Source organism: Klebsiella variicola, from assembly GCF_000828055.2.
In the GTDB taxonomy this organism is placed as follows: domain Bacteria; phylum Pseudomonadota; class Gammaproteobacteria; order Enterobacterales; family Enterobacteriaceae; genus Klebsiella; species Klebsiella variicola.
This window is the reverse complement of sequence record NZ_CP010523.2, coordinates 318,303-341,620: the sequence shown is the minus strand read 5'-3', so window position 1 is coordinate 341,620 and position 23,318 is coordinate 318,303. Positions and strand designations below refer to the sequence as shown.

Genomic DNA, 23,318 nt, shown 5'->3' with positions numbered 1-23,318 from the left:
AGAAGCAATATCCATTCGTGCCAGATGTGAATATGTGTGATCTACTTCAAACTTGTCAGTTTAAATTGATCCGCCCGGTGACAATGTGAAACCTAAATCTAACATCTTAGGGGTAATCGCTTCACCACGAATGCGCGCCAGCAGCCGTTCGGCGCCGATGCGTCCCATCCGCTCGCGCGGGGTCAGGACGCTGGCGAGACGCGGCTCCATCACCTGGCCGATATCATGGCCGTGGAACCCGGCGATCGCCATATCATCGGGGATCTTCAGCCCCAGACGCTGGCATTCAAACGCCGCGCCGACCGCAAGGTCATCGTTGGTACAGAAGATACCGTCAAGCTGCGGATATTCGCGGCGCGCCTGACGCATCAGCTCAATACCCGACGAGTAGGACGAAGACTGCTCCACCATCACGCTATAGGGCGTCATCCCGGCGTCGAGCATCGCCTGCTCATACCCCTTCTGTTTGATGATAGTTCGTTCATCGAGACGCGCCCCCAGATAGGCGACGTGGCGGTGGCCGCGGGCGATAATCGCTGCGGTCATCTGCCGGGCGGCTTCAAAGTTATCAAACCCGACGGCGATATCGAGGCACGGCGACCGGCTGTCCATCAGCTCCACCACCGGAATGCCGGCGACTTCAATCATCTTCAGGGTGCGAGGCGTATGAGTTCGTTCGGTGAGGATCAGGCCGTCAATGTTCCAGGAGAGCATCGATTCGAGGCGTTTCTCTTCCATTTCCGGCTTATAGCCGTAGTGCGCCAGCATGGTTTGATAGCCGAAAGCGTCGGTGACGCTTTCGATACCGCGCAGCACTTCCGAGAAGACCTGGTTAGTTAACGACGGCAGCAGCACGCCGATGGCGCGGCTGGTCGCGTTGGAGAGAATGTCAGGGGCGCGATTGGGAATATAACCCAGTTCATCGAGGGCAACGGCAATCTTGCCACGCAGCGCTTCGGAGACCTGCTCCGGGTTGCGTAAATAGCGACTGACCGTCATTTTGGTCACGCCGACAAGATCGGCTACATCCTGAAGTACGGGTCTTTTCTTTTTCATCGTCCTGACTGTGATCAACGGGGAAACATTTTCTCAGTTTATCACGGACAAAGCGCAACCTTCGCCGATGTTGGAGAAGGTTGCGCAATTTATTTAACCTGGCTCAGATAACTATCAAACCGGCGGCAGATCGAACAGCAGGATCTCGCTATCGCTGTCGGCATGAACCGAAATCGCCTGCTCGTCCCAGATGGCCAAACCGTCGCTGGTGGTGGCTTTGGTACCGTTGATGGTCACTTCGCCTTTCACCACCTGGATCCACACGCGGCGTTCCGCGGCAATCTGGTGAACCGACTGCTCATCTTTCAGCAGCGCCCAGCGATAGAGTTCCATATCCTGGTACACCTTCAGCGAGCCATCTCGCGCATCTGGCGACAACACCAGCTGTTTGCCCTGGGCGGCGTCGAAGCGGCGCTGCTCGTAGCGCGGGGTAATGCCGGTTTCTTCCGGAATAATCCAGATCTGATACAGACGCAGACGATCGGTTTTGCTCGGGTTGTACTCAGAGTGGCGCACCCCGGTACCCGCACTCATGATCTGGAACTCGCCTGCCGGCACCTGCTCTTTGTTGCCCATACTGTCCTGGTGCTCCACCGCCCCTTCCAGCACATAAGTCAGGATTTCCATGTCTTTGTGTGGATGGGTACCGAAGCCCTGACCGGCGTCGATGACGTCGTCGTTAATCACCCGCAGGGCAGAGAAGCCCATAAAATTCGGGTCATAATAGTTGGCGAAAGAGAAAGTATGCCAGGAATCCAGCCAACCATGGTTAGCGTGGCCACGTTCGTTCGCTTTGCGTAAGTAGATCATGTTGCACCCCCGTATGTTTTCGATGGAGTCAGTGTGGACCCATTTCGCCGTCGATCATAGAGGGTGAAAATTGACTCCTCTGTTCAAAAAATATGAACAAGCGTCGAGGAGCCCGTTTTGCTTATTTTGCCAGGGTGATGGTGGCCGGAGAAGGCTGTTCAAAGCCGCGCTCCAGGATCTCCATATTGGTGAGAACGTCAGATTCCTTGACGTAATTCGGCTGGCCGTTGACGAGAGTTTCATACAGCGCGTCGTACACCCGACCGTAGTCGCCGGTCTCCAGCGGCACCGCTTCACGCACCGTCTCCCCCGCCTCGTTGACGTACACCAGCTCGCCGACGCTGTCGTCCGCGCCAAAACCCGGCTCGCCCGGCATGATATTGGCCTTCAGGCTGGTCTCCTGCTGGTCAATGCCGTATTTCACAAACGAACCTTTATGGCCGTGAACGATGAATTTCGGGTAGTCGATCTGCACCAGGTGGCTGGTTTTGACGATGGCCTTCAGATCGCCGTAGAACAGTTGGGCCTCAAAGGTGTCATCCGGGTTGGCTTTATTGCGCAGCGAGCGCAGATCGTAAGAGACATGGTCCGGACGGCCGAACAGCGAAATGATCTGATCCAGGGTATGTACGCCAAGGCCATAGAACTCGCCGTTTTGCGGGCCGCCGGGGTTGGTCTCCGCCACCGGGCGGTAGTTATCAAAATGACTTTCGATCTCCACCAGTTCGCCGAGTTTCCCGCTCTCAATCACCTTTTTGGTGGTCAGGAAGCAGGAGTCGAAACGGCGATTCTGGTAGGGCGTCACCGTGAGACCTTTGCTGTTTGCCAGGGAAAACAGGGTTTTTGCTTCCTCAAGCGTCGGGGTGAACGGCTTTTCCACCAGCACGTTTTTCCCCGCCTCCAGCGCCTTTTTCGCATATTCGAAATGACTGTCGGCGTGGGTGCAGACCACCACCAGATTGACCTGTGGGTCGTTTAACACGTCATCAAGATCGCTGGTGAAATGGATATGGGAATACTGCGGCGCCTGCTCCTCGGGCTTCGCCCGGCGGCGGTAGATATGCGCCACATGCCAACGGTCTTTGCGGTGCAAAACGTAAGGAAGATGGTAGCGGGTGGTACTTTTGCCGAAGCCAATAAATGCGCAGTGCAGAGTCATAACGCTGTCCTTAGTTGATGAGCTACCTTCAACCATAGCGCAAGCCGGGCCATCACTTCATCCTCTCTGTCCGCTTTCCTGGAAGATTCGCCAGCAAAATAGTTCAAGCATCACTTATACGAAAATATTAATAACCAATTGATTAACCAGGAATTAATTCGCCATTTTCCAGCTAAAAAACTTGATCCTAACGGCGAAACTACGGATAAGTGGAGGGCAAACCAGGACGTTGCTGATGACTAACGGAGTAGCCAGCCGCTGCTAATGGACAAACAGTATTTCGCCATAAACGGCACCCTTTTTTTCTGGCTTCTTGGACTGATCGCCTGGTCTGTCGATGCCATCGCGCTGGCGCGCCTGGCGGCCGCCTGCGCGCTTGTCGCTTTCCTCCTCCATAGCCAACGGAACAAGATTAACGCGATGTTTATTAAGAAAAATAAAACGGAACCTCAAGCGTCAGAAGCAGCCACATTTCCGGCAATAAACCCAGAACCCGAAGCGGTCGCCAGCAAAAAACACGAGACCACGATCATCGCCAGCGGGGTACATTTCGTCGGCAATATCGTCGCCAGCGGCCATGTCTATATTCACGGCCAGTTGACCGGCAACATTGAGGCCAAAGAGCATCTGATTAAGATAATGCGTGAAGGCCAGGTGGAGGGCAACATCAGCTGCCGGGAGCTGATTATTGACGGCAAGGTGCAGGGCCAGTGTCATGGCGATAGCATCACCATCGAGGAGCACGGCCATCTGGATGGTACCCTCGCCTATCGCGCGCTGGCGATCAAGAAAGGCGGGGTTTTTAGCGGTCGCGCTGAAATGCTGGCCGCAGCGGAGAACAAAAGTCATATTCTCGGTCTGGTAGCAGACACGCCATCCAAAGCCGACGCGGAGCCCGCCAGGCCGCAGAGCGCCTGAAATAGCGGCAAAAAAAAAGCCAGCACCCGGCTGGCTAAAGTAATACTGGAAGCAATGTGAGCAATGTCGTGCTTTCAGGCTTTCCGCAAGGGTCTCCCTGAATGCAGGACAATAATAATCATTCTCATTCGCACTTGTCTACTTTTTTTTGCAAATAATGCGTGTTGACTCGAACGCCGTAGTCAGTGATGTTTAAAGGGACTTTTCACCTGAATGAGGAACAAGGAATGAGTGACATCGTGATACGCCATGCTGAACCGAAAGATATTGACGCGATTCGTCAAATTCACGCCCAGCCGGAGGTGTATCACAACACGCTACAGGTCCCTCATCCATCCGAACATATGTGGCGGGAGCGGCTAACCGATACGCCCGGCGTGAAGCAGCTGGTGGCCTGTATCGATGAGCAAGTCGTCGGCCATTTAAGCATTGCCGTCGTCCAACGTCCCCGCCGTAGCCACGTCGCCGATTTTGGTGTCAGCGTGGATTCGCGCTGGCACAACCGCGGCGTCGCCAGCGCGCTGATGCGTACCATGATTGATATGTGCGACAACTGGCTGCGGGTCGAACGTATTGAGCTGACGGTGTTCGCCGATAATGCTCCGGCGATTGCGGTGTATAAGAAGTACGGCTTTGAGATCGAAGGCACCGGCAGGCGTTACGCGCTGCGCAACGGTGAGTATGTGGATGCGTATTATATGGCCAGAATGAAGTAGCGTGTTGCCGGGTGGCGGCTTCGCCTTACCCGGCCTGCGTTCGTGCAGTTGTAAGCCCGGTAAGCGCAGCGCCACCGGGCAACACATCAATACCCCGCCGTTAAATCATCCGGCGAACGCGGATCGGAGGCGCCATACAGCATACCGTCCGGCCCTACCATGATGCTCTGGGTACTGCCCATCGCCTCTTTCAGCGCCACTTTCTGCCCCTTCGCCTCCAGCAGCTTCAGGGTATCCGGGCTAAAGCCTTTCTCCACCCGCAGCTCATCCGGCAGCCATTGATGGTGGAAACGCGGCGCGTTGGTGGCTTCCGCGACGTTCATCCCGAAATCGATGGTATTGACCACCATCTGCAGTACGGTGGTGATGATCCGACTGCCGCCCGGGCTGCCGGTCACCAGCCAGGTTTTGCCGTCTTTCACCACAATGGTCGGCGACATCGACGACAGCGGGCGTTTTTTCGGCTCCACCGCATTGGCGTCGCCGCCCACCAGACCATAAACGTTAGGCACGCCGGGCTTCGCCGAGAAGTCATCCATCTGGTTATTCAGCAGAATGCCGGAGTCCCCCGCCACGATGCCGGTGCCAAAGGTGGTATTCAGCGTATAGGTCACCGCCACCGCATTACCCTCTTTATCGACCACCGAGAAGTGGGTGGTCTGGTTACTTTCATACGGCGCCAGCTTGCCCGGGCGGATCTGACTGGAAGGTTTGGCCTTGTTGACATCAATCTCGGCGGCAATTGCTTTGGCGTAAGCTTTGCTGGTCAGCGCCTGCCACGGCACTTTGACGAAGTCAGGGTCGCCGAGATATTCAGAACGGTCGGCATAGGCGTGTTTCTCCGCCTCCGCCATCACCTGCATAGCATCGGCACTGCCAAAGCCATATTTCTGCATATCGAAGTTTTCGAGGATATTGAGGATCTGCACGATGTGGATCCCGCCGGAAGACGGCGGCGGCATGGAATAAACCTCATACCCGCGATATTCGCCGCTAACCGGCGTACGCTCCACGGCCTTATAGCTGGCAAGATCGGCTTTGGTGATTAGCCCGCCGTGCTTTTTCATCTCGTCAGCGATCTGGTCGGCGATGGCCCCTTTATAGAAGGCCTCCGGGCCGTGCTCGGCAATCAGCTCCAGGCTCTTACCGAGATTCTTTTGCACCAGCCGGTCGCCCTTTTTCAGCGGCTCGCCGTTCTTCCAGAAGATCGCTTTACTGTTTTCATGCTGCGGGATCACTTCGCTGCCATAGGTCTTCAGATCGTCCGCCAGCGCATCGTTAACGATAAAGCCCTCTTCTGCCAGCTTAATCGCCGGGCGGATCACTTTGTTCAGCGGCATGGTGCCGTATTTTTCCAGGGCGAGAGAGAAACCGGCGACGCTGCCTGGCGTGCCGGAGGCCAGATGCGAAGTCAGTGATTTTTTACTGTCCGGGTTGCCCTGGTCGTCAAGGAACATGTCGCGGGTGGCCTGTTCCGGCGCCATTTCGCGGAAATCGATCGCCGTGGTCTTGCCGTCTTTAGTCCGCAGCATCATAAAACCGCCGCCGCCGATATTCCCGGCCTGCGGATGCGTGACCGCCAGCGCGTAGCCAACCGCCACCGCCGCATCGACAGCGTTGCCGCCCTGGCGCAGAATATCCACGCCGACGCGGGTCGCCAGCGCGTCCACCGACGCCACCATCCCCTGCCGGGCGCGTACCGGGTGGAACACATCTTCCTCTACGCCATAAGAGACCGGCGGCGGCGGTGGCGGATTGGCGGCGACGGTGAAACTACCGCCCGCCAGCAACGCAGCGATGACCACCTGGCGCCATATTGTTGTTTTTATCATTGTCTTACTCCTGAAAGGTAGGTTTCATTCCCCGCTTAAGCCTGGTTGATAACTCCTAAAAAATCATTGTTATGGCGGATTCGAGGTACACTTAAGTGATCCCACGCACGGGAGGAGAAAACCATGAAAGCGATTCTGTTTCTGGCGGCGCTGATGCCGCTTGGCGTATTAGCCCAGCCGATCAATATTAATAACAACCCTAACCAGCCGGGTTACGTGGTGCCCAGCCAGCAGCGCATGCAAAATGAGATGAAGGTGCAGCAACAGCAGCAGCAGAGCATGCTGAAGCAGGATCTGAACAATCAGACCCGCTCGCAGCAGCAGCATTTGCAAAACCAGTTGCAGACGAATCAGCAGCGCGCGGCCCAGGGCGGTAATCTCAATCCGCCGCAGCAGGTGCTACCGAACAACAACGGTGGAATGCTGCGGCAGACCAACCCGTAAAGGTCAGCCGCCGCAAATCCGTCTTAAGGGTGGAAATTCGGCCCGATGACGTCAATGGCATCGGTGCAGATGCAATCTACACCCCAGCGCAGCAGCTCGGCGGCGCGCTGGGGTTTATTGACCGTGTACACCAGAATATGCAGGCCGGCCTGTTTCAGGCTCGCCACCCGCGCCGCATCCAACAGCTTGTGATTGAGGTGAATCGACACGCAGCCCAGCCGGGTGGTCAATTCGCGCCAGTCATCGCGCCACTCATCCAGCAGCAGCCCGCGCGGCAGCTCGGGCGCGGCTTCCTGCGCCGCCTCCAGAGCATCGATTTCAAAAGAGGAGAGCAGCGGCGCGGCCATGCCTTGCCACAGATCGCGCGCAGCCAGGGCCACCACGTTGCCGGTCTGCGGCCCCAGCCCGGTGGTCGGCTTAATTTCGATATTCGCCATCATACCGTGACGGCGGCAGCGCTCCGCCACCTGAGAGAGCAACGGCAGCGGCTCGCCCTTAAATTCACGGCTGAACCAGCTGCCGGCATCGACCTTCAGCAGATCGTCCCACGCCAGCTCGCCCGCCACGCCCCAGCCGTTGCTGGTGCGTTCGAGATTATCGTCGTGCAGCAGAAAGATCTGCCCGTCCTTCGACAGCTTGACGTCAAATTCAATCATCGTGTGCCCGTAGCGGGCGCCAACGTCGATAGCCGCCAGGGTGTTCTCCGGCGCCAGTTTACCGCCGCCGCGATGGGCGACGATGCGGGGATAAGGCCAGTTACTCATGCGCGTTGTCCTGTTTCACCATCAAAGAGATGCAGATGTTCCAGGGGCAGATGCAGCCATAGCGTACTGCCGCCCGCCGGGCGCTGCTGATGCGGCAGTCTGACCACCAGCTTCTGCTCGCCCCAGCGCCCGTGGGCGAGGTTATCGGCACCTAAAATTTCCAGGGTATCCATCAGCAGCGGGATGCCGCCTTGCGCCTGCGAGCTTAAAATAAAGTGCTCCGGGCGGATACCGAGCGTCATTTTACGCCCGGCGTAGCGCCGATGCTCGTGATTCATCGGCAACGCCATGCCACTGGCCAGCTCGAAGCGGCCGCCGTCATCGCTCACCCGCCCTTCCAGCAGGTTCATGGCCGGGCTGCCGATAAAGCTTGCCACAAAGCGGCTGGCGGGCTTCTCATACACTTCCACCGGCGTGCCGATCTGCTCGGCAACGCCTTTATTCATCACCATCACCCGCTGGGCCAGGGTCATCGCTTCGACCTGATCGTGGGTGACATACAGCGAAGTCGTTTTCAGGCGGCGATGCAGCTGCTGCAGTTCCAGACGCATCTGCACGCGCAGCTTGGCGTCGAGATTTGACAACGGTTCGTCGAACAGGAATACCGCCGGGTCACGCACGATAGCGCGGCCCATCGCCACGCGCTGGCGCTGACCGCCGGAGAGCTCCCGCGGGCGACGCTTGAGCAGACCATCCAGCTCCAGAATACGCGCCGCCTCCTGCACCCGCTCGGCAATCAATCCCTTACCCATGCCGCGGATCTTCAGCCCCCACGCCATGTTCTCTTCCACGCTCATATGCGGATAAAGCGCATAGTTCTGGAACACCATCGCGATGCCGCGATCTTTCGGTTCCATCTCAGTCACCCGTTTGCGATCGATCCAGATATCGCCGCTGGTCACCCGCTCCAGTCCGGCAACCATCCGCAGCAGCGTTGATTTCCCGCAGCCCGACGGGCCGACCATGACGATAAATTCCCCGTCCGCCACGTCCAGCGTCAGCGGTTGAATCACCTGGGTTTTGCCATCCCAGCTTTTGCTTACTGCCTGTAGTTTTAAACCAGCCATTTTATTTCTCACTATCGACCAGGCCACGCACAAAGGCGCGCTGCATGGCTAAAACGATGACAACCGGCGGGATCAGGGTCAGCAGCATCGCCGCCATCACCTGATTCCACTGGGTAGTACCTTCGCCGGTGGCGATCATGCCTTTGATACCGGCGACGGCGGTGCCAAGATTCACATCCTGAATAATCAGCAGCGGCCACAGATATTGGTTCCAGCCGTAGATAAAGGTGATGACGAACAGCGCCGCAAGATTGGTTTTCGACAGCGGCAGCACGATGTCGCGGAAAAAACGCATCGGCGAAGCGCCATCAATACGAGCCGCTTCAATCAGTTCGTCCGGCAGGGTCATAAAGAACTGGCGGAACAGGAAGGTGGCGGTGGCCGAAGCCATCAACGGCAGCGTTAACCCGGCGTAGCTGTCGAGCATGTTGAGGTTAGCGATGACCTCCACCGTCGGGAAAATCCGCACCTCAACGGGCAGCATCAGGGTGATAAAGATCATCCAGAAGAACAGGTTACGCAGCGGAAAGCGGAACCAGACGATGGCGAACGCCGAAAGCATCGACACCACGATTTTGCCGACCGTAATGGCGAATGCCATGATGAAACTGTTGAGCATCATCAGCCAGAACGGCGCGCTGTTGACGCCGACGCCGTTCACCCAGATGGTCTTCATGTTCTCCAGCAGATGGCCGCCGGGGATCAGGGTCATCGGCGTTTCAAACACCGATTGGTTATCCAGCGTCGCCGCCACGAAGGCGACGTACAGCGGGAATAAAATGACGGCAATACCCAGAATGAGCATGGTGTGGCTGAAAATCGTCAGCCCGCGACGGTTCTCAATCATTGGTAACGCACCTTACTTTCAACGTAACGGAACTGCACCACCGTCAGGATAATAACGAGGAACATCAGCACCACCGACTGCGCGGCGGAAGCGGAAAGATCGAGTCCGGCAAAACCTTCGCGATATATTTTGTAGATTAGGGTGGTGGTGGCCTGCACCGGGCCGCCGGCGGTGGCGGCATCGATCACCGGGAAGGTGTCGAAGAAGGCGTAAACCAGGTTGACCACCAGCAGGAAGAAGCTCACCGGCGCAATCAATGGCAGCGCCAGCTTAAAGAAGCGACGAATGGGCCCGGCGCCGTCAATGGCGGCGGCCTCAACCAGCGAACGCGGGATCGACTGCAGCGCGGCGAAGAAGAACAGGAAGTTGTAGCTTATCTGCTTCCATACCGAGGCGAAGACCACCAGGAACATCGCCTGGCCGCTGTTTTGCGCGTGGTTCCAGTCGTAGCCCAGCTCGCCGAGGAAATGGGTGATCAGCCCGCGCCCGGGGTTAAAAAGGAAGATCCACAGCACCGCCGCGACGGCGGGAGCCACGGCGTACGGCAGCAGCATCAGCGTTTGATAAAAGCGGCTGCCGCGCACCACATAGTCGACCAGCGCGGCAAAAAACAGCGAAACGAGCAGGCCGCTAACAGTCACCAGGGTGCTGAATTTTATAGTGGTCCAGAACGAGTCCAGATAGTACGGGTCGTGGAACAGCGCAACGAAGTTATCCAGGCCGACAAACTGGCTGGAGAGACCAAACGGATCGACGCTCTGCAGCGAGTACCACAGCGCTTCGCCCGCGGGCCAGATAAAGAAAATCAGCGTGATAATCAGCTGCGGCGCGACCAGCACATAGGGCAGCCAGCGCGAGCGGAATACCGGACGGGATGATGACATTGAGATTGGGTTCCTGAACAATGCCGGGAGGCGGCTACGCCTTACCCGGCCTACATAGGGCACATCGTAGGCCCGGTAAGCGCAGCGCCACCGGGCAAGTTACAGATTACGATTTGGTCGCTTGCTCGAAGCGACGCAGCAGCTGATTCCCACGCTGAACAGCGGAATCCAGCGCCTGTTGCGGGGTTTTCTTGCCGGTCCACACGCTCTCCAGCTCTTCATCGACGATGGTGCGGATTTGCGGCATGTTGCCCAGACGCAGGCCTTTGGTGAACGGCAACGGCGGCTTGTTCAGCATCTGGCGGGTGGCGATATCGGCGCCCGGGTTCTTATCATAGAAGCCCTGCTGGCGCGTCAGATCGTAGGCCGCAGTGGTGATCGGCAGATAGCCGGTTTTCTGGTGCCATTCGGCGGCGATTTCCGGTTTGGTCAGGAAGTCGAGGAACTTCGCCACGCCGGTGTAAGTCTCTTTGTCTTTACCCTGCATCACCCACAGGCTGGCCCCGCCGATGATGGCGTTCTGCGGCGCGCCTTTCACGTCGGCATCGTATGGCATCATGCCGACGCCGTAGTTGAATTTGGCGTACTGACGAATATCGGCCAGCGAGCCGGATGACGCGGTAGTGATCGCGCAGTCGCCGTTATAGAACTTCTCGGTGGATTCGTCTTTGCGCCCGAAATAGCTGAAATCACCCTTCTTGTTCATCTCTTCGAGCAGCGCGATATGCTTCACCTGCTCCGGCTTGTTGAACTCCAGTACCGCGTCGGTGCCGTCAAAACCGTTATTTTTCGTGGCCACCGGCAGGCCGTGCCAGGCGCTGAAGTTTTCAATCTGGATCCAGCCCTGCCAACCGCTGGCGTAGCCGCACTTCATTCCGGCCGCTTTCAGTTTGGCGGTGTAAGCCGCCAGATCCTGCCAGGTCTTCGGCGGCTGCTCCGGATCTAAGCCGGCTTTTTTGAAGGCGTCTTTGTTGTAGTACAGCACCGGCGTAGAGCTGTTAAATGGCTGGGAGAGCAGATGGCCGGTTTTCGAATCGGTGTAATACCCGGATACCGTCGGCACGAACTGCGATTCATCAAACTTGATGCCCGCCTCGCTAAACACCTGGTACACCGGCTTAATGGCTTTTGACGCCATCATGGTGGCGGTGCCGACTTCATACACCTGCAGGATCGCCGGGGCGTTGCCGGTACGGAAAGCGGCGATACCAGCGCTCAGGCTCTGTTCATAGTTGCCTTTGTATACCGGAACGATTTTGTAATCAGGATTGGCCGCGTTAAAGCGTTGCGCCAGAGAATCCACTTCTTTACCCAGCTCGCCTTCCATTGAGTGCCAGAATGGGATGGTGGTAACCGCCAGGGCCTGACCGGCAAAAGCCAGGCTCAGCGCCAGTCCTAAAGCTGTATGTCGTAACGATATCATCGGTTATCTCTCTTGTTGTGCCGGATGCGCGATTTCACGCGTTTTATGCTCGCGGGGTAACATGACATGTTCGAATTACAGAAAAATAACTTTTTTATTACAAAAAAAAGATAGTAACGGGTCAGAGAGATGACAAGCCGATGAAAGGACGGGGGAAGTAAAGTGGGAGCTGAGACACGGATAATAGTTGCGCGATCGGCTCCCGGGGTCGGCGCAAGCGCCTCGCCCGGGCTACAACGGCTTGGGTAGCCCGGCCAAGCGAAGCGCCGCCGGGTTGCAACGATTTAACCGTCATCCGCGCAAACGCGCGACAATCTGTTCCAGGGTAAGTTGCCCCGCTGCCGCCTCGACGGTCATGCCGACGAAGTCCGGGTTCGCCGGCAATATAATTCCATTTCGCTTTAAAAAAAGCAGGGTAATAAACAGTGCCGTACGCTTATTTCCATCATTGAAAATATGGCCGCGAGAAATCGCCAGCAGGTGCATCGCAGCGAGTCGCCACACGTCTGTCACACCTTCATATTCAATTTTGTTTAGCACCCTATACATTATCGCTTCGGCACGCCCCGGGTCGGGCATACCGGCAACGCCAGGCGTGACGCGGAGCAGCCTGTCGTGAAACTGTATTATCTCTTCCGCTGAGATAATCTGCAGCGTCATTTATCCGCAAGCTCCCTGATCTCATCACCATGAACCGCCATAATAGCCGCGAACTCATCATCCATTCTGGCCGCCTGGTAGCGTTCAAATTCTTCTGCACTAATGATGACTGCAGATTTATGCCCACGACGGGTAATGGTCACAGGTACACCTGTCACTGCGCTTTCCAGCACATCGGCCAGATTTTGCCGGGCTTCGCTATAGTTAACCGTTTTCATAAAAACCTCCAAAGCTGTACTCTTTTATTGTACAACATACATGTACAAAAAAAGAGCCATCAGGCTCTTTTAAAGGTATTCTTGCGATCGGCTCCCGGGGTCGGCGCAAGCGCCTCGCCCGGGCTACAAACCTACAAACCGGCGAAGTGAACGACGCCGGGTTGCGATGAATTAACCGCCGAGATAGGCGCTGCGCACCGCCTCGTTGGCCAGCAGCGCGTCGCCGGTATCCTCCAGCACCACGTGGCCGTTCTCCAGCACGTAGCCGCGGTCGGCCAGCTTTAGCGCCTGGTTGGCGTTCTGCTCGACGAGGAAGATAGTCATCCCCTGCTCGCGCAGCTGCTCGATGGTGTCGAAAATCTGCTGAATGATAATCGGCGCCAGCCCTAATGAGGGCTCATCAAGCAGCAGCAGGCGCGGCTGGCTCATCAGAGCACGACCGATCGCCAGCATCTGCTGCTCGCCGCCGGACATGGTGCCGGCGCGCTGAATACGGCGTTCATGCAGACGCGGGAACAGCTCATACACCCATTTGATGCGGGTCTGGAACTGATCGCGGTCGGCAAAGAAACCGCCCATCGCCAGGTTCTCTTCCACCGTCATACGCGAAAAGACGCGCCGCCCTTCCGGGACGATCGCCACCGCTTCACGCATGATTTTCGCCGTCTGCCAGTCGGTAATATCCTTACCGTCAAAGACAATGCGCCCGCTGGAGGCGCGCGGATCGCCGCACAGCGTGCCAAGCAGGGTGGTTTTCCCCGCGCCGTTGGCGCCGATCAGCGTAACGATCTCGCCCTGTTTGATATGCAGGCTGACGTTGTGCAGCGCCTGAATCTTGCCGTAGTGGGCGCTGACGTTGTCAAAAGTTAACATCGCGTTTTCCATCTTATGCCTCACCAAGGTATGCGCGGATCACGTCCGGGTTATTACGAATCTCTTCCGGCGTCCCGTTGGCCAGCGGCGTCCCCTGGTTCACGACGTAGATGCGATCGGAAATGCCCATCACCAGCTTCATATCGTGTTCGATAAGCAGGATGGTGGTGTTGTGATGGTTACGCAGCTCGGCGATAAGCTCGTCCAGCTCTTTGGTCTCTTTCGGGTTCAGCCCCGCCGCCGGTTCATCGAGCATCAGAATTTCCGGCTGGGTCACCATGCAGCGGGCAATCTCCAGCCGGCGCTGGTCGCCGTAGGCCAGGTTGCTGGCCTGACGGTTGGCGTGCTCCAGCAGGCCGATACGCTCCAGCCAGGTGGCGGCCCGGTCCAGCGCTTCGCTCTGCGCCCGACGGAAGGCCGGCGTTTTCAGCAGGCCGGAGAAGAGCCCGGTTTTCAGCTGCTGATGCTGCGCCACCAGCAGGTTTTCAATCACCGTCATTTCGCGGAACAGACGCACGTGCTGGAAGGTCCGCACCACGCCCATCCGCGCAATCTGCTGACCCGGCAGCCCTTCCAGGTGCTGGTCGCGCAGCATAATGATGCCGCCAGTGGGCTTGTAGAAACCGGTCAGGCAGTTAAAGACGGTGGTCTTCCCGGCGCCGTTGGGGCCGATCAGCGAGACAATCTCGCGCTCTCTGAGCTCCAGCGAAACATTGTTGACGGCCAGCAGGCCGCCGAAACGCATCATCAGGCCGCTGACGGATAATAATGGCTGACTCATGCCTGCTCTCCTTTCGCCTGACCGTTTTTCAGCTTCAACTGCACGCGCGTCATTGGCAGAAGCCCCTGCGGACGCCAGATCATCATCAGCACCATCAGGCCGCCGAGCATTAACATGCTGTATTCGTTGAAGTCACGCATCAGCTCGCGCGAGACCACCAGCAGAATAGCCGCGAGGATCACCGCGAACTGCGAGCCCATCCCGCCCAGCACCACGATCGCCAGCACGAAGGCCGACTCGGCGAAGGTGAAGGATTCCGGGCTGACGAAGCCCTGGCGCGCAGCGAACAGCGTCCCGGCGAAGCCAGCAAACGCGGCGCTGATGGTAAAGGCGGTCAGCTTGATGCGCGTCGGGCTCAGGCCCAGCGAACGACAGGCGATCTCATCTTCACGCAGCGCTTCCCACGCCCGCCCCAGCGGCATTCGCAGCAGGCGGTTGATGACGAACAGGCTGAGCACGACCAGCAGCAGCGCCACCAGGTAGAGGAAAATCACCCGATCGGAGGGATCGTATTTGACGCCGAAGAAATTGCTGAAGGTATCCCAGCCGCCTTCGCGGGCGGTACGGCTAAATTCGAGGCCAAAGAAAGTCGGTTTCGGGATCTGGCTGATGCCGTTCGGCCCGCCGGTGATCTCGGTATTGTTGAGCAGCAGAATACGCACAATTTCACCGAAGCCTAAGGTCACAATCGCCAGATAGTCGCCGCGCAGACGCAGCACCGGGAAGCCCAGCAGGAAGCCGGCCGCCGCGGAGACCAGGCCAGCCAGCGGCAGACAGGTCCAGAAGCCGAGACCGTAATAGTGGTTCAGCAGCGCGAAGGTATACGCGCCGATGGCGTAGAACCCGCCGTAGCCCAGCACCAGCAGGCCGGAAAGGCCGACCACCACGTTCAGCCCGAGGCCGAGGATGATATAGATCATCGTCAGGGTGGCGATATCCACCGTGCCGCGCGACACCATAAACGGCCAGGCCACGGCGATCACCAGCAGGGCTATCAGGAACAGCTTCTGCTTCACCGTTGAGCCGTCAATCGCCGGCATAATAAACTTCGGCCCGGAGACGTTCTTAACCGCTTTCTGGAACAGCGGCCGCAGCAGCTGGAAGAAAAAGACCACCGCGGTGCCGATAAAGATCCACTGCCAGCGAATATCGGCGGCGGTATCGACCACCAGCTTGGTGCCGTCCAGCTCCAGCTGCACGCCCATAAAGACGCCCGCCAGAATGAAGAACATCACGGCAGACAGCAGCGCCATTGCAATTTGCATCGGTTTCATACTTTTTCCACCTCCGGGCGGCCCAGAATGCCGGTCGGCATCACTAACAGCACCAGAATCAGCAGCGCGAAGGAAACAACGTCCTTATATTCGGTGCTGAGATAGGCAGAAGAGAGCGCCTCGGCAATACCCAGGATCAGGCCGCCGATCATTGCGCCAGGGATACTGCCGATACCGCCAAGCACGGCGGCGGTGAAGGCCTTCATCCCGGCCATAAAGCCGATGTAGGGGTTAATTACGCCGTAGAACTGGCCGAGCAGCACGCCCGCCACCGCCGCCATCGCTGCGCCAATGACAAAAGTCAGGGCAATGACGCGGTCGGTGTTAATGCCGAGCAGGCTCGCCATTTTCAGATCTTCGGCGCAGGCGCGGCAGGCGCGGCCCATCCGCGAGTAGCGAATAAACAGCGTCAGGGCCAGCATGGCGATAAAGGTCACCACCCATATCACCAGTTGCATGGTGGTGATCGTCGCGGAGAAGCTGTCGCTGTGGCCGACGATCCACTGGCCGTTAAACAGGCTTGGCAGCGCCACGTCGCGCGACCCCTGGGTCAGGCTGACGTAGTTCTGCAGGAAGATAGACATCCCGATAGCGGAGATCAGCGCAATCAGACGCTTAGAGTTACGCACCGGCCGATAGGCAACGCGCTCGATACTCCAGCCGTAGGCGCTGGCAATCACAATGGCGCCCACGAATCCGGCGGCGACCAGCAGCCAGCTGGTGTCGATGCCCATCATCATCAGCGCGGCGATGATCATGAAGGAGACATAGCTGCCAATCATGTAGACCTCGCCGTGGGCGAAGTTGATCATGCCAATAATGCCATACACCATCGTGTAGCCGATGGCGATCAGCGCATAGGTACTGCCCAGCGTGACGCCGTTAAACATCTGCTGCAGAAAATAGAGAAACTGCTCGGACATAAGGTAACCTTTTTCAAACCGCCCGCGGTTCGCGGGCGGAGGGATAACTCGTCTTCAGCGCTTATTTCGCCGCGCTCGAAGAGCCGTCGGCGTGCCACTGGAAGACACCAAACTCAAATCCCTTCAGATCGCCTTTTTCATCCCAGGTCAGCGGCCCAATCACGGTTTTCGCCCCGTGCGCTTTCAAATCTTTGATTAAATCCAGCGGCTGCTGGCTGCCGGTTCTGTCCATCGCCTGCGCCAGCGACTGAACGGCGGCATAGGTGATCCAGACATACGGCCCGCTCGGATCTTTCTTCTCCGCTTTCAGCGCGTTCACGATGGCGCTATTGGCAGGGTCCTGATCGTAGCGTTTTGGCATTGTCACCAGCATGCCTTCCGCCGCGGCGCCCGCGATATTGGACAGCGAGGCGTTGCCGACCCCTTCCGGCCCCATAAACACGGTTTTCAGCCCGACGGAGCGCGCCTGGCGCAGCATCTGGCCCATTTCCGGGTAGTAGCCGCCGTAGTAGACGAAGTCAATGTTCTCTTTCTTCAGGCGCGCCAGCAGGGCGGAGAAATCTTTTTCCCCCGCGGTGATGCCGTCGAAGAAGACGATATTGGCCCCGGCTTTCTTCAGGTTGTCCTGCACCGAACGCGCCAGCCCTTCGCCGTACTGCTGCTTGTCATGAATGATGGCGATACGCTGCGGTTTGACTTTCTCGACGATATATTTCGCCGCGGTCGGCCCCTGCGAGGAGTCGAGGCCGGCGGTACGCATGATGTACTGGTATCCGCGTTGGGTCAGCTCCGGGTTGGTCGCCCCGGGGGAGATCATCAGGATGCCTTCATCCTCATAGATGTCGGAAGCCGGCTGGGTGGAAGAGGAGCAGAGGTGGCCGATAACGTACTGAATGCCGTCGTTGACGATTTTGTTGGCCACCGCGACCGCTTGCTTCGGATCGCAGGCGTCGTCATATTCGACGGCCACCAGCTTGTCACCCTTAATACCGCCGCTGGCGTTGATGTCTTTAATCGCCTGACGCGCGCCATTGAACTCCATGTCGCCCCACTGGGCCACCGGACCCGACATCGCGCCGACCACGGCGACCTTAATATCCTTGGCCATCGCCGCGTGCGACATCGCTAATGCGACAATGCCCGCGACGATGGTTTTCGCGTTCCTTTTCATGCTGCAGAACCCCGTTCGTGATGTGGTGTAAATGTTTTGTATTTTTATGGTTAAAAAGCATTCTGTGCTTTTATTAAACAACGCCATTTTTACCATTGAGTTTAATGGTTTAGCGCAGCTTTTCACTAAAAAACAGATTAAAATCTCTATTTTTCAGTCGATTAAGCAAAGATAATATTCTGTATTTTGGTGAAGATAAACAAAAAAAAGTCCATCCTGCAGCATAAAATAACGATACATAAGGCGGAATAAAACGCTGCACATTAGGTTAAAATTCTGCTTATTTTTCGATCCATGACGGATTGCGCTACCCTGACTACATCCGGAAAACGAATCCCCTGATGTATGCGCAAAAAACAGCGCTCCGCCAGACAGCAATTTTGGGTACACTGGCGCCTCTGTTTTGCACTGGATTTGCCGCCCATGAAACTGACCATTATCCGTTTACAGCACTTCAGCGATCAGGATCGCATCGACCTGGGGAAAATCTGGCCGTCGCAGGATCTGTCGACCCTAACCCTGGACGAGAATCATCGTCTCTACGCCGCCCGCTTTAACGAACGCCTGCTGGGCGCCGTGCGCGTCACCCTGCGCGGCGTCGAAGCCGAGCTCAGCGATCTGTGCGTGCGTGAAGTGACCCGCCGCCGCGGCGTCGGGCAATACTTAGTGGAAGAGACGTTGCGTGATAACCCGGCCATCAATAGCTGGCGCGTCGCCGACCAAGGGGTGGAGGACCGCGGCGTGATGGCCGCATTTATGCAGGCGCTCGGCTTTAGCGCCCAGCAGACCGGTTGGGAAAAGCATTAAGCCGTAGCCCCAATATGCGGAGCATGACCAAGGAAGAACCCGGCGGCGCTTCGCTTAGCCGGGCTACCTGGAAATTGTAGCCCCGGTAAGCGCAGCACGACCGGGGTCTGACAACACATCTGTGGCGTGAAAGGCCCCCCCCCCATTTAACCCAGCATTTCGCGTTGCAAAAAGGCGTCAAGACCCGAAATCCCCGGGAGCTTACTCAGTCAGTGACCGGGGTTGAGGGCCGCAGACAACGCATCGGCAGCGGGAAAGGCGCCCCCCACCCATTTAACCCAGCATTTCGCGTTGCAAAAAGGCGTCAAGACCCGAAATCCCCGGGAGCTTACATCAGTAAGTGACCGGGGTTGAAGGCCGCAGACAACGCATTTGCAGCGTGAAAGGCGCCCCCCATTTAACCCAGCATTTCGCGTTGCAAAAAGGCGTCAAGACCCGAAATCCCCGGGAGCTTACATCAGTAAGTGACCGGGGTTGAGGGCCGCAGACAACGCATCGGCAGCGGGAAAGGCGCCCCCCACCCATTTAACCCAGCATTTCGCGTTGCAAAAAGGCGTCAAGACCCGAAATCCCCGGGAGCTTACATCAGTAAGTGACCGGGGTTGAGGGCCGCAGACAACGCATTTGCAGCGTGAAAGGCGCCGGTTAAATTATTTGGCGTCGGTCGCCGTACCGTTAGCATGCCAGGTAAAGACCCCGAACTCGAAGCCTTTCAGGTCGCCTTTCTGATCCCACGACAGCGGGCCCATCACGGTGTCTACCGTCGCGCCTTTCAGGTATTTAGCGATTTCCGCCGGATCGTCAGACTGATTCAGGCCCGCCTGCAGCGACTGCAGCGCCGCGTAGGTGGTCCACACGAAGGCGCCGCTCGGATCCTGTTTCTTCGCCTTGATCGCATCCACGATCGGTTTGTTCGCCGGCACCTGGTCGTAGTTCTTCGGCTTGGTCACCAGCAGGCCTTCCGCCGACTCGCCGGCGATGTTAGACAGGGAGACGTTCGCTACGCCTTCCGGGCCCATAAACTGGGTTTTCAGACCGGCAGCACGGGCCTGACGCAGGATCTGGCCCATTTCCGGGTGGTAGCCACCGTAGTAAACGAAATCGATATTCTCTTTCTTCAGGCGCGCCACCAGGGTGGAGAAATCTTTCTCACCGGCGGTGATGCCGTCGAAGAAGACCACGTTCGCCCCGCCTTTTTTCAGGCCATCCTGCACCGCACGGGCCAAACCTTCACCGTACTGCTGTTTATCATGTACCACAGCGATACGCTGCGGCTTCACTTTGTCGAGAATGTATTTCGCTGCGGTGGGTCCCTGATCGGAGTCCAGGCCGGTGGTGCGCAGGATCAGCTTATAGCCGCGCGCGGTCAGCTCCGGAGCAGTCGCGGCCGGCGTGATCATCAGAATGCCTTCGTCTTCATAGATGTCAGACGCCGGCTGAGTGGAAGAGGAGCACAGATGGCCAATAACGTACTTGATGCCGTCGTTGACCACTTTGTTGGCGACCGCTACCGCCTGTTTCGGGTCGCAAGCGTCATCATATTTGACGATCTGAAGCTTATTGCCCTTGATGCCGCCCTTAGCGTTGATATCCGCTACCGCCTGCTCGGCACCGGTAAACTCCTGGTCGCCGTACTGAGCCACCGGGCCGGACATCGCCCCGACGACCGCGATTTTGATGTCTTCCGCCAGCGCCGCGCTGCTCATAACTAAGGCAATACATCCTGCCAGTAACGCTTTACCCTTCATATTCATCCTGAGGCTCCCCATTATTATGGTTTTTGCATTTGTTGTGATGTTGTTTGTTAGCGCATTATTTTGTTTATATCGATAGGAAAAGCATATGATAGCTAATCCACCGGGGGCTGCTCGCGCTTTTGCAGCACACTATGCTAAACATACCGTCATTCTGAGGAATTTGAAACGACTAAATTGCGGGCTATGTAACAGATAAGTGACAAATAAAAAAACCGCGCCAGCATGAACCGGACGCGGTGCAAAACAGGCCCTGATTACCAGCCAGCGGGCAGGTAGCCTACCGCGGACGCTATCGCGTAGACGGCGCTGCAAAGATACAACAACACAATGAAGCATTGGATAAGCGGATGGGTCATCCAGGCCGGACAGGTCCAGCCTGGGGTCAGGTCGCCACGCTGGCGGGCGCCCTTCAGCATCAGGATCGGCATAATTGATAAAATGACGCCGCTGAACACTCCGGCAAAATAGAGCGCGTTGACGAAAGAAACCATGCCGCTATAGGCCAGCACGAACGGCGGGATCGCCACCACCAACAGCACCATCAGGCGCCGGGCGGGCTGTTCGTCATTCCCCAGGCGGAACTGATCGAAGATATTGGTCAGAAAGCTGCCGCCCAGCCCCCAGTAAGAGGTCAGCATGGCGCACAGCGCAAACAGGTTGGCCGAGAAGAACGCCCATTCGCCAAGCGCCCGGCCCCAGGAGATGGTGGCCACATCCGAGATATTGTCCAGGCCATTAAGCGAGATAACCGATAGCGGCACCAGCGCCAGCAGGGCAAAGGTCAAAGCCATACCGACCATAATGGCCCTGGGCAATTTTTCCGGTTTGTCGGCGAAGCCCCGCGCCATCTCCGGCACGATATACTGTGCCGAGAAGCAGAATGCCACGACATTGAAGACCGGAACCATATACAGCCAGTTGCCGTCGAGCAGATAGCCCACACGGGTGGTCTCTTTCAACAGCGTGGCAATCACCAGCACCGAGATCATCACCACCATGCCGATGCTGATAAATTTCTCGCCGCGGCCGATCGCCTTCAGGCCCAGGTAGAGCACCCCTGCCGCCGGGACGAAAAACAGCACGCTGCCCAGCGCCGGCGAGATGCCAAACAACGAGTGCAGCAGCTTGCCGCTGCCGGTCATATAAGCCGTCAATGCGCCGACGCTGTTGACGCAAACGGAGAGGAACATCATCAGCGCGCCAAAGGCGCCGACGTAGCGCTTCGATAAACCGCTGAGCTGCAGATGTTTACGGGTACGGAGCGTGGATTCCGCGACATAGAGCATGGTCACCGTCGTCAGGCTGCCCACCAGCACCAGCCAGAACAGCAGCAGTAAGAAGCCCGCTTTGCTCGACGCATAGGCGATAGAGAGGACACCCGCACCGATATTGGTACCGACAATCATCGATACCCCTTCGATGAAGCTCAGAGATTTTGTAGGGACAGCCGTACGTTCCCGGCCGGTGAGGACGGGAGAAAAGGTGGAGTTTTCAGACATAATACTTTCCGTTTTACTCCGGCGGTTTTTACCGCCGGAAAAAAGGTGATATCAGGGTGATACACCACTCACGCTGAGCATGAACAGCCGGCTGCGGCGTCCTGTTTCTGTTCGGCTTCCCTGCCGCCGCAGCCCGCCGGGGAGACGTTAGCTCTTCAGGATGCGCGCCAGAATATCCAGCGCTTTCGAGAACTGGGCGTCGGGGATAGTCAACGGATACAGGAAGCGGATCACGTTGCCGTAGACGCCACAGCTCAGCAGCAGCAGGCCGTTTTCCTGCGCTTTCTGTTGCACAAGGCGGGTGAACTCCGGCGACGGCTCGCCAGTTTGCGGATCGTTAAACTCCACCGCCACCATCGACCCCCGGCCACGGACATCAACGATCGCCGGGCAGGTGGCGCGCGCCTGGTTGAGCACCTCCTGCAGATGGCTACCCAGCTGTTCAGCCCGTTGACACAGCTGCTCTTCGGCAATGACATCCAGCACCGCGTGCGCCGCGGCCACCGCCAGCGGGTTACCGGCATAGGTTCCGCCCAGCCCGCCTGGGGCTGGCGCATCCATCACCTCGGCGCGACCGACAACGCCCGACAGCGGGAAGCCGCCGGCGAGGCTTTTCGCCATCGTCATCAGATCCGGTTTCACCTGATAGTGCTGCATAGCGAACAGCTTGCCGGTGCGGGCGAAACCGGTCTGCACTTCATCAGCGATCAGCAGAATACCGTGGGTATCGCACAGATCGCGCAGCGCCTGCATAAAATCGGCCGGCGCGACGTTAAAGCCGCCTTCCCCCTGGATCGGCTCGAGGATGATGGCCGCTACCTGGTCCGGCGCAATATCCGCTTTGAAAATGCGCTCCAGGCTTTTCAGCGCATCCGCGGTGGTCACGCCGTGCGCCTCATTGGGATAAACGCCGTGATACACCGATCCCGGGAACGGCCCGAAGCCGATTTTGTAGGGCGCGACCTTACCGGTGAGGGCCATGGTCATAAAAGTACGGCCGTGGAAGCCGCCGCCGAAAGTAATTAGTCCAGGGCGGCCGGTGTAAGCGCGGGCAATTTTCACTGCGTTCTCAACCGCCTCCGCGCCGGTGGTGAAGAAAGCCGTTTTTGCCGGCCCGTCAATTGGCGCCAGATCGTTGATACGCTCCGCCAGCGAAACATAGCTTTCGTACGGCACAATCTGATAGGCGGTGTGGGTGAACGCCTGCAGCTGATCGGCGACCGCGGCGACCACTTTCGGATGGCGGTGACCGGTATTTAACACGGCGATCCCGGCGGCGAAATCGATCACCTCATTGCCTTCGATATCCCACAGCGTGGCGTTTTCCGCCTTCTCGACAAAGTAGTTACACATTACGCCTACGCCGCGCGGCGTCGCCTGCTGGCGACGTTGATTCAGTTCTGAGCTTTTCACCTGCGAATCTCCTGTCGTGTAT

23 protein-coding genes are annotated in these 23,318 nt (G+C 57.7%); 4 read left to right on the top strand and 19 right to left on the bottom strand.

The window, feature by feature from the left end; translation table 11 throughout:
• Positions 1-60: 60 nt before the first annotated feature.
• The 3 genes from gntR to SP68_RS01530 form a co-directional block, all read right to left on the bottom strand.
• Positions 61-1,056 (bottom strand): gluconate operon transcriptional repressor GntR, encoded by a 996-nt coding sequence (gene gntR / locus SP68_RS01540; protein WP_002920777.1) that lies wholly within the window; start codon positions 1,054-1,056, stop codon positions 61-63.
• 114 nt (positions 1,057-1,170) lie between these two features.
• Positions 1,171-1,866 (bottom strand): pirin family protein, encoded by a 696-nt coding sequence (locus SP68_RS01535; RefSeq protein WP_002920779.1) that lies wholly within the window; start codon positions 1,864-1,866, stop codon positions 1,171-1,173.
• A gap of 121 nt (positions 1,867-1,987) precedes the next feature.
• The gene (locus SP68_RS01530; RefSeq protein ID WP_022066276.1) at positions 1,988-3,025 is read right to left on the bottom strand and encodes an oxidoreductase; all 1,038 of its coding nucleotides are present in this window, start codon (positions 3,023-3,025) and stop codon (positions 1,988-1,990) included.
• A gap of 264 nt (positions 3,026-3,289) precedes the next feature.
• On the opposite strand from SP68_RS01530, the gene SP68_RS01525 reads away from it, so the two are divergent.
• Positions 3,290-3,943: a bactofilin family protein gene (locus SP68_RS01525; RefSeq protein WP_022066275.1), complete on the top strand. Its 654-nt coding sequence runs from the start codon at positions 3,290-3,292 to the stop codon at positions 3,941-3,943.
• Positions 3,944-4,170: 227 nt separating this feature from the next.
• On the top strand, positions 4,171-4,659 hold the full coding sequence (yhhY, locus tag SP68_RS01520; protein WP_004181470.1) for an N-acetyltransferase: 489 nt from the start codon (positions 4,171-4,173) through the stop codon (positions 4,657-4,659).
• 86 nt (positions 4,660-4,745) lie between these two features.
• Here yhhY and ggt read toward each other — a convergent pair whose 3' ends face one another.
• Positions 4,746-6,491, bottom strand: a complete 1,746-nt coding sequence (ggt, locus tag SP68_RS01515; protein ID WP_023340785.1) for a gamma-glutamyltransferase — start codon at positions 6,489-6,491, stop codon at positions 4,746-4,748.
• 123 nt (positions 6,492-6,614) lie between these two features.
• Here ggt and SP68_RS01510 point away from each other — a divergent pair, with 123 nt between their 5' ends.
• A complete protein-coding gene (locus SP68_RS01510) occupies positions 6,615-6,935 on the top strand; it encodes a DUF2756 family protein (RefSeq protein WP_008806979.1) in 321 nt (106 codons plus the stop codon).
• A 23-nt stretch (positions 6,936-6,958) separates the two neighbouring features.
• Here the strand turns inward: SP68_RS01510 and ugpQ are convergent, their stop codons facing one another.
• The 12 genes from ugpQ to livK form a co-directional block, all read right to left on the bottom strand.
• Positions 6,959-7,699 (bottom strand): glycerophosphodiester phosphodiesterase, encoded by a 741-nt coding sequence (gene ugpQ / locus SP68_RS01505; RefSeq protein WP_022066273.1) that lies wholly within the window; start codon positions 7,697-7,699, stop codon positions 6,959-6,961.
• The gene (locus SP68_RS01500) at positions 7,696-8,766 is read right to left on the bottom strand and encodes a sn-glycerol-3-phosphate import ATP-binding protein UgpC (RefSeq protein WP_022066272.1); all 1,071 of its coding nucleotides are present in this window, start codon (positions 8,764-8,766) and stop codon (positions 7,696-7,698) included. The genes ugpQ and SP68_RS01500 overlap by 4 nt, the downstream gene beginning before the upstream one ends.
• Position 8,767: 1 nt before the next feature.
• Positions 8,768-9,613, bottom strand: coding sequence for a sn-glycerol-3-phosphate ABC transporter permease UgpE (ugpE, locus tag SP68_RS01495; RefSeq protein ID WP_008806976.1), 846 nt, complete (start codon positions 9,611-9,613; stop codon positions 8,768-8,770).
• Positions 9,610-10,497 carry a sn-glycerol-3-phosphate ABC transporter permease UgpA gene (gene ugpA, locus SP68_RS01490; protein WP_012967120.1) on the bottom strand — a complete coding sequence of 296 codons (888 nt, stop codon included), beginning with the start codon at positions 10,495-10,497 and terminating at the stop codon, positions 9,610-9,612. Before ugpA ends, ugpE begins: the two co-directional genes overlap by 4 nt.
• Positions 10,498-10,603: 106 nt before the next feature.
• On the bottom strand, positions 10,604-11,920 hold the full coding sequence (gene ugpB / locus SP68_RS01485) for a sn-glycerol-3-phosphate ABC transporter substrate-binding protein UgpB (protein ID WP_008806974.1): 1,317 nt from the start codon (positions 11,918-11,920) through the stop codon (positions 10,604-10,606).
• Between the two features lie 291 nt (positions 11,921-12,211).
• The gene (locus SP68_RS01480) at positions 12,212-12,580 is read right to left on the bottom strand and encodes a type II toxin-antitoxin system death-on-curing family toxin (protein ID WP_002920800.1); all 369 of its coding nucleotides are present in this window, start codon (positions 12,578-12,580) and stop codon (positions 12,212-12,214) included.
• Positions 12,577-12,798, bottom strand: a complete 222-nt coding sequence (locus SP68_RS01475; RefSeq protein WP_023298302.1) for a type II toxin-antitoxin system Phd/YefM family antitoxin — start codon at positions 12,796-12,798, stop codon at positions 12,577-12,579. The genes SP68_RS01480 and SP68_RS01475 overlap by 4 nt, the downstream gene beginning before the upstream one ends.
• 171 nt (positions 12,799-12,969) lie before the next feature.
• Positions 12,970-13,683, bottom strand: coding sequence for a high-affinity branched-chain amino acid ABC transporter ATP-binding protein LivF (gene livF, locus SP68_RS01470; protein ID WP_004145133.1), 714 nt, complete (start codon positions 13,681-13,683; stop codon positions 12,970-12,972).
• A 1-nt stretch (position 13,684) separates the two neighbouring features.
• Positions 13,685-14,452, bottom strand: a complete 768-nt coding sequence (gene livG / locus SP68_RS01465; RefSeq protein ID WP_012967117.1) for a high-affinity branched-chain amino acid ABC transporter ATP-binding protein LivG — start codon at positions 14,450-14,452, stop codon at positions 13,685-13,687.
• Positions 14,449-15,726 (bottom strand): branched chain amino acid ABC transporter permease LivM, encoded by a 1,278-nt coding sequence (gene livM, locus SP68_RS01460; protein ID WP_008806971.1) that lies wholly within the window; start codon positions 15,724-15,726, stop codon positions 14,449-14,451. Before livM ends, livG begins: the two co-directional genes overlap by 4 nt.
• Positions 15,723-16,649, bottom strand: coding sequence for a high-affinity branched-chain amino acid ABC transporter permease LivH (gene livH / locus SP68_RS01455; RefSeq protein ID WP_012540389.1), 927 nt, complete (start codon positions 16,647-16,649; stop codon positions 15,723-15,725). Before livH ends, livM begins: the two co-directional genes overlap by 4 nt.
• 61 nt (positions 16,650-16,710) lie before the next feature.
• The gene (gene livK / locus SP68_RS01450) at positions 16,711-17,820 is read right to left on the bottom strand and encodes a high-affinity branched-chain amino acid ABC transporter substrate-binding protein LivK (RefSeq protein ID WP_002920808.1); all 1,110 of its coding nucleotides are present in this window, start codon (positions 17,818-17,820) and stop codon (positions 16,711-16,713) included.
• A 423-nt stretch (positions 17,821-18,243) separates the two neighbouring features.
• Between livK and panM the strand changes: the two genes are divergently transcribed.
• Positions 18,244-18,627, top strand: coding sequence for an aspartate 1-decarboxylase autocleavage activator PanM (panM, locus tag SP68_RS01445; protein WP_012540387.1), 384 nt, complete (start codon positions 18,244-18,246; stop codon positions 18,625-18,627).
• Between the two features lie 650 nt (positions 18,628-19,277).
• Here the strand turns inward: panM and livJ are convergent.
• The 3 genes from livJ to SP68_RS01430 all read right to left on the bottom strand — a co-directional run bounded on the left by livJ (position 19,278) and on the right by SP68_RS01430 (position 23,296).
• Positions 19,278-20,381: a branched chain amino acid ABC transporter substrate-binding protein LivJ gene (gene livJ / locus SP68_RS01440; protein ID WP_002920812.1), complete on the bottom strand. Its 1,104-nt coding sequence runs from the start codon at positions 20,379-20,381 to the stop codon at positions 19,278-19,280.
• Between the two features lie 257 nt (positions 20,382-20,638).
• The gene (locus SP68_RS01435; protein WP_040968929.1) at positions 20,639-21,883 is read right to left on the bottom strand and encodes an aromatic amino acid transport family protein; all 1,245 of its coding nucleotides are present in this window, start codon (positions 21,881-21,883) and stop codon (positions 20,639-20,641) included.
• A 147-nt stretch (positions 21,884-22,030) separates the two neighbouring features.
• Positions 22,031-23,296: a 4-aminobutyrate--2-oxoglutarate transaminase gene (locus SP68_RS01430; protein ID WP_016161915.1), complete on the bottom strand. Its 1,266-nt coding sequence runs from the start codon at positions 23,294-23,296 to the stop codon at positions 22,031-22,033.
• Positions 23,297-23,318: the final 22 nt, after the last annotated feature.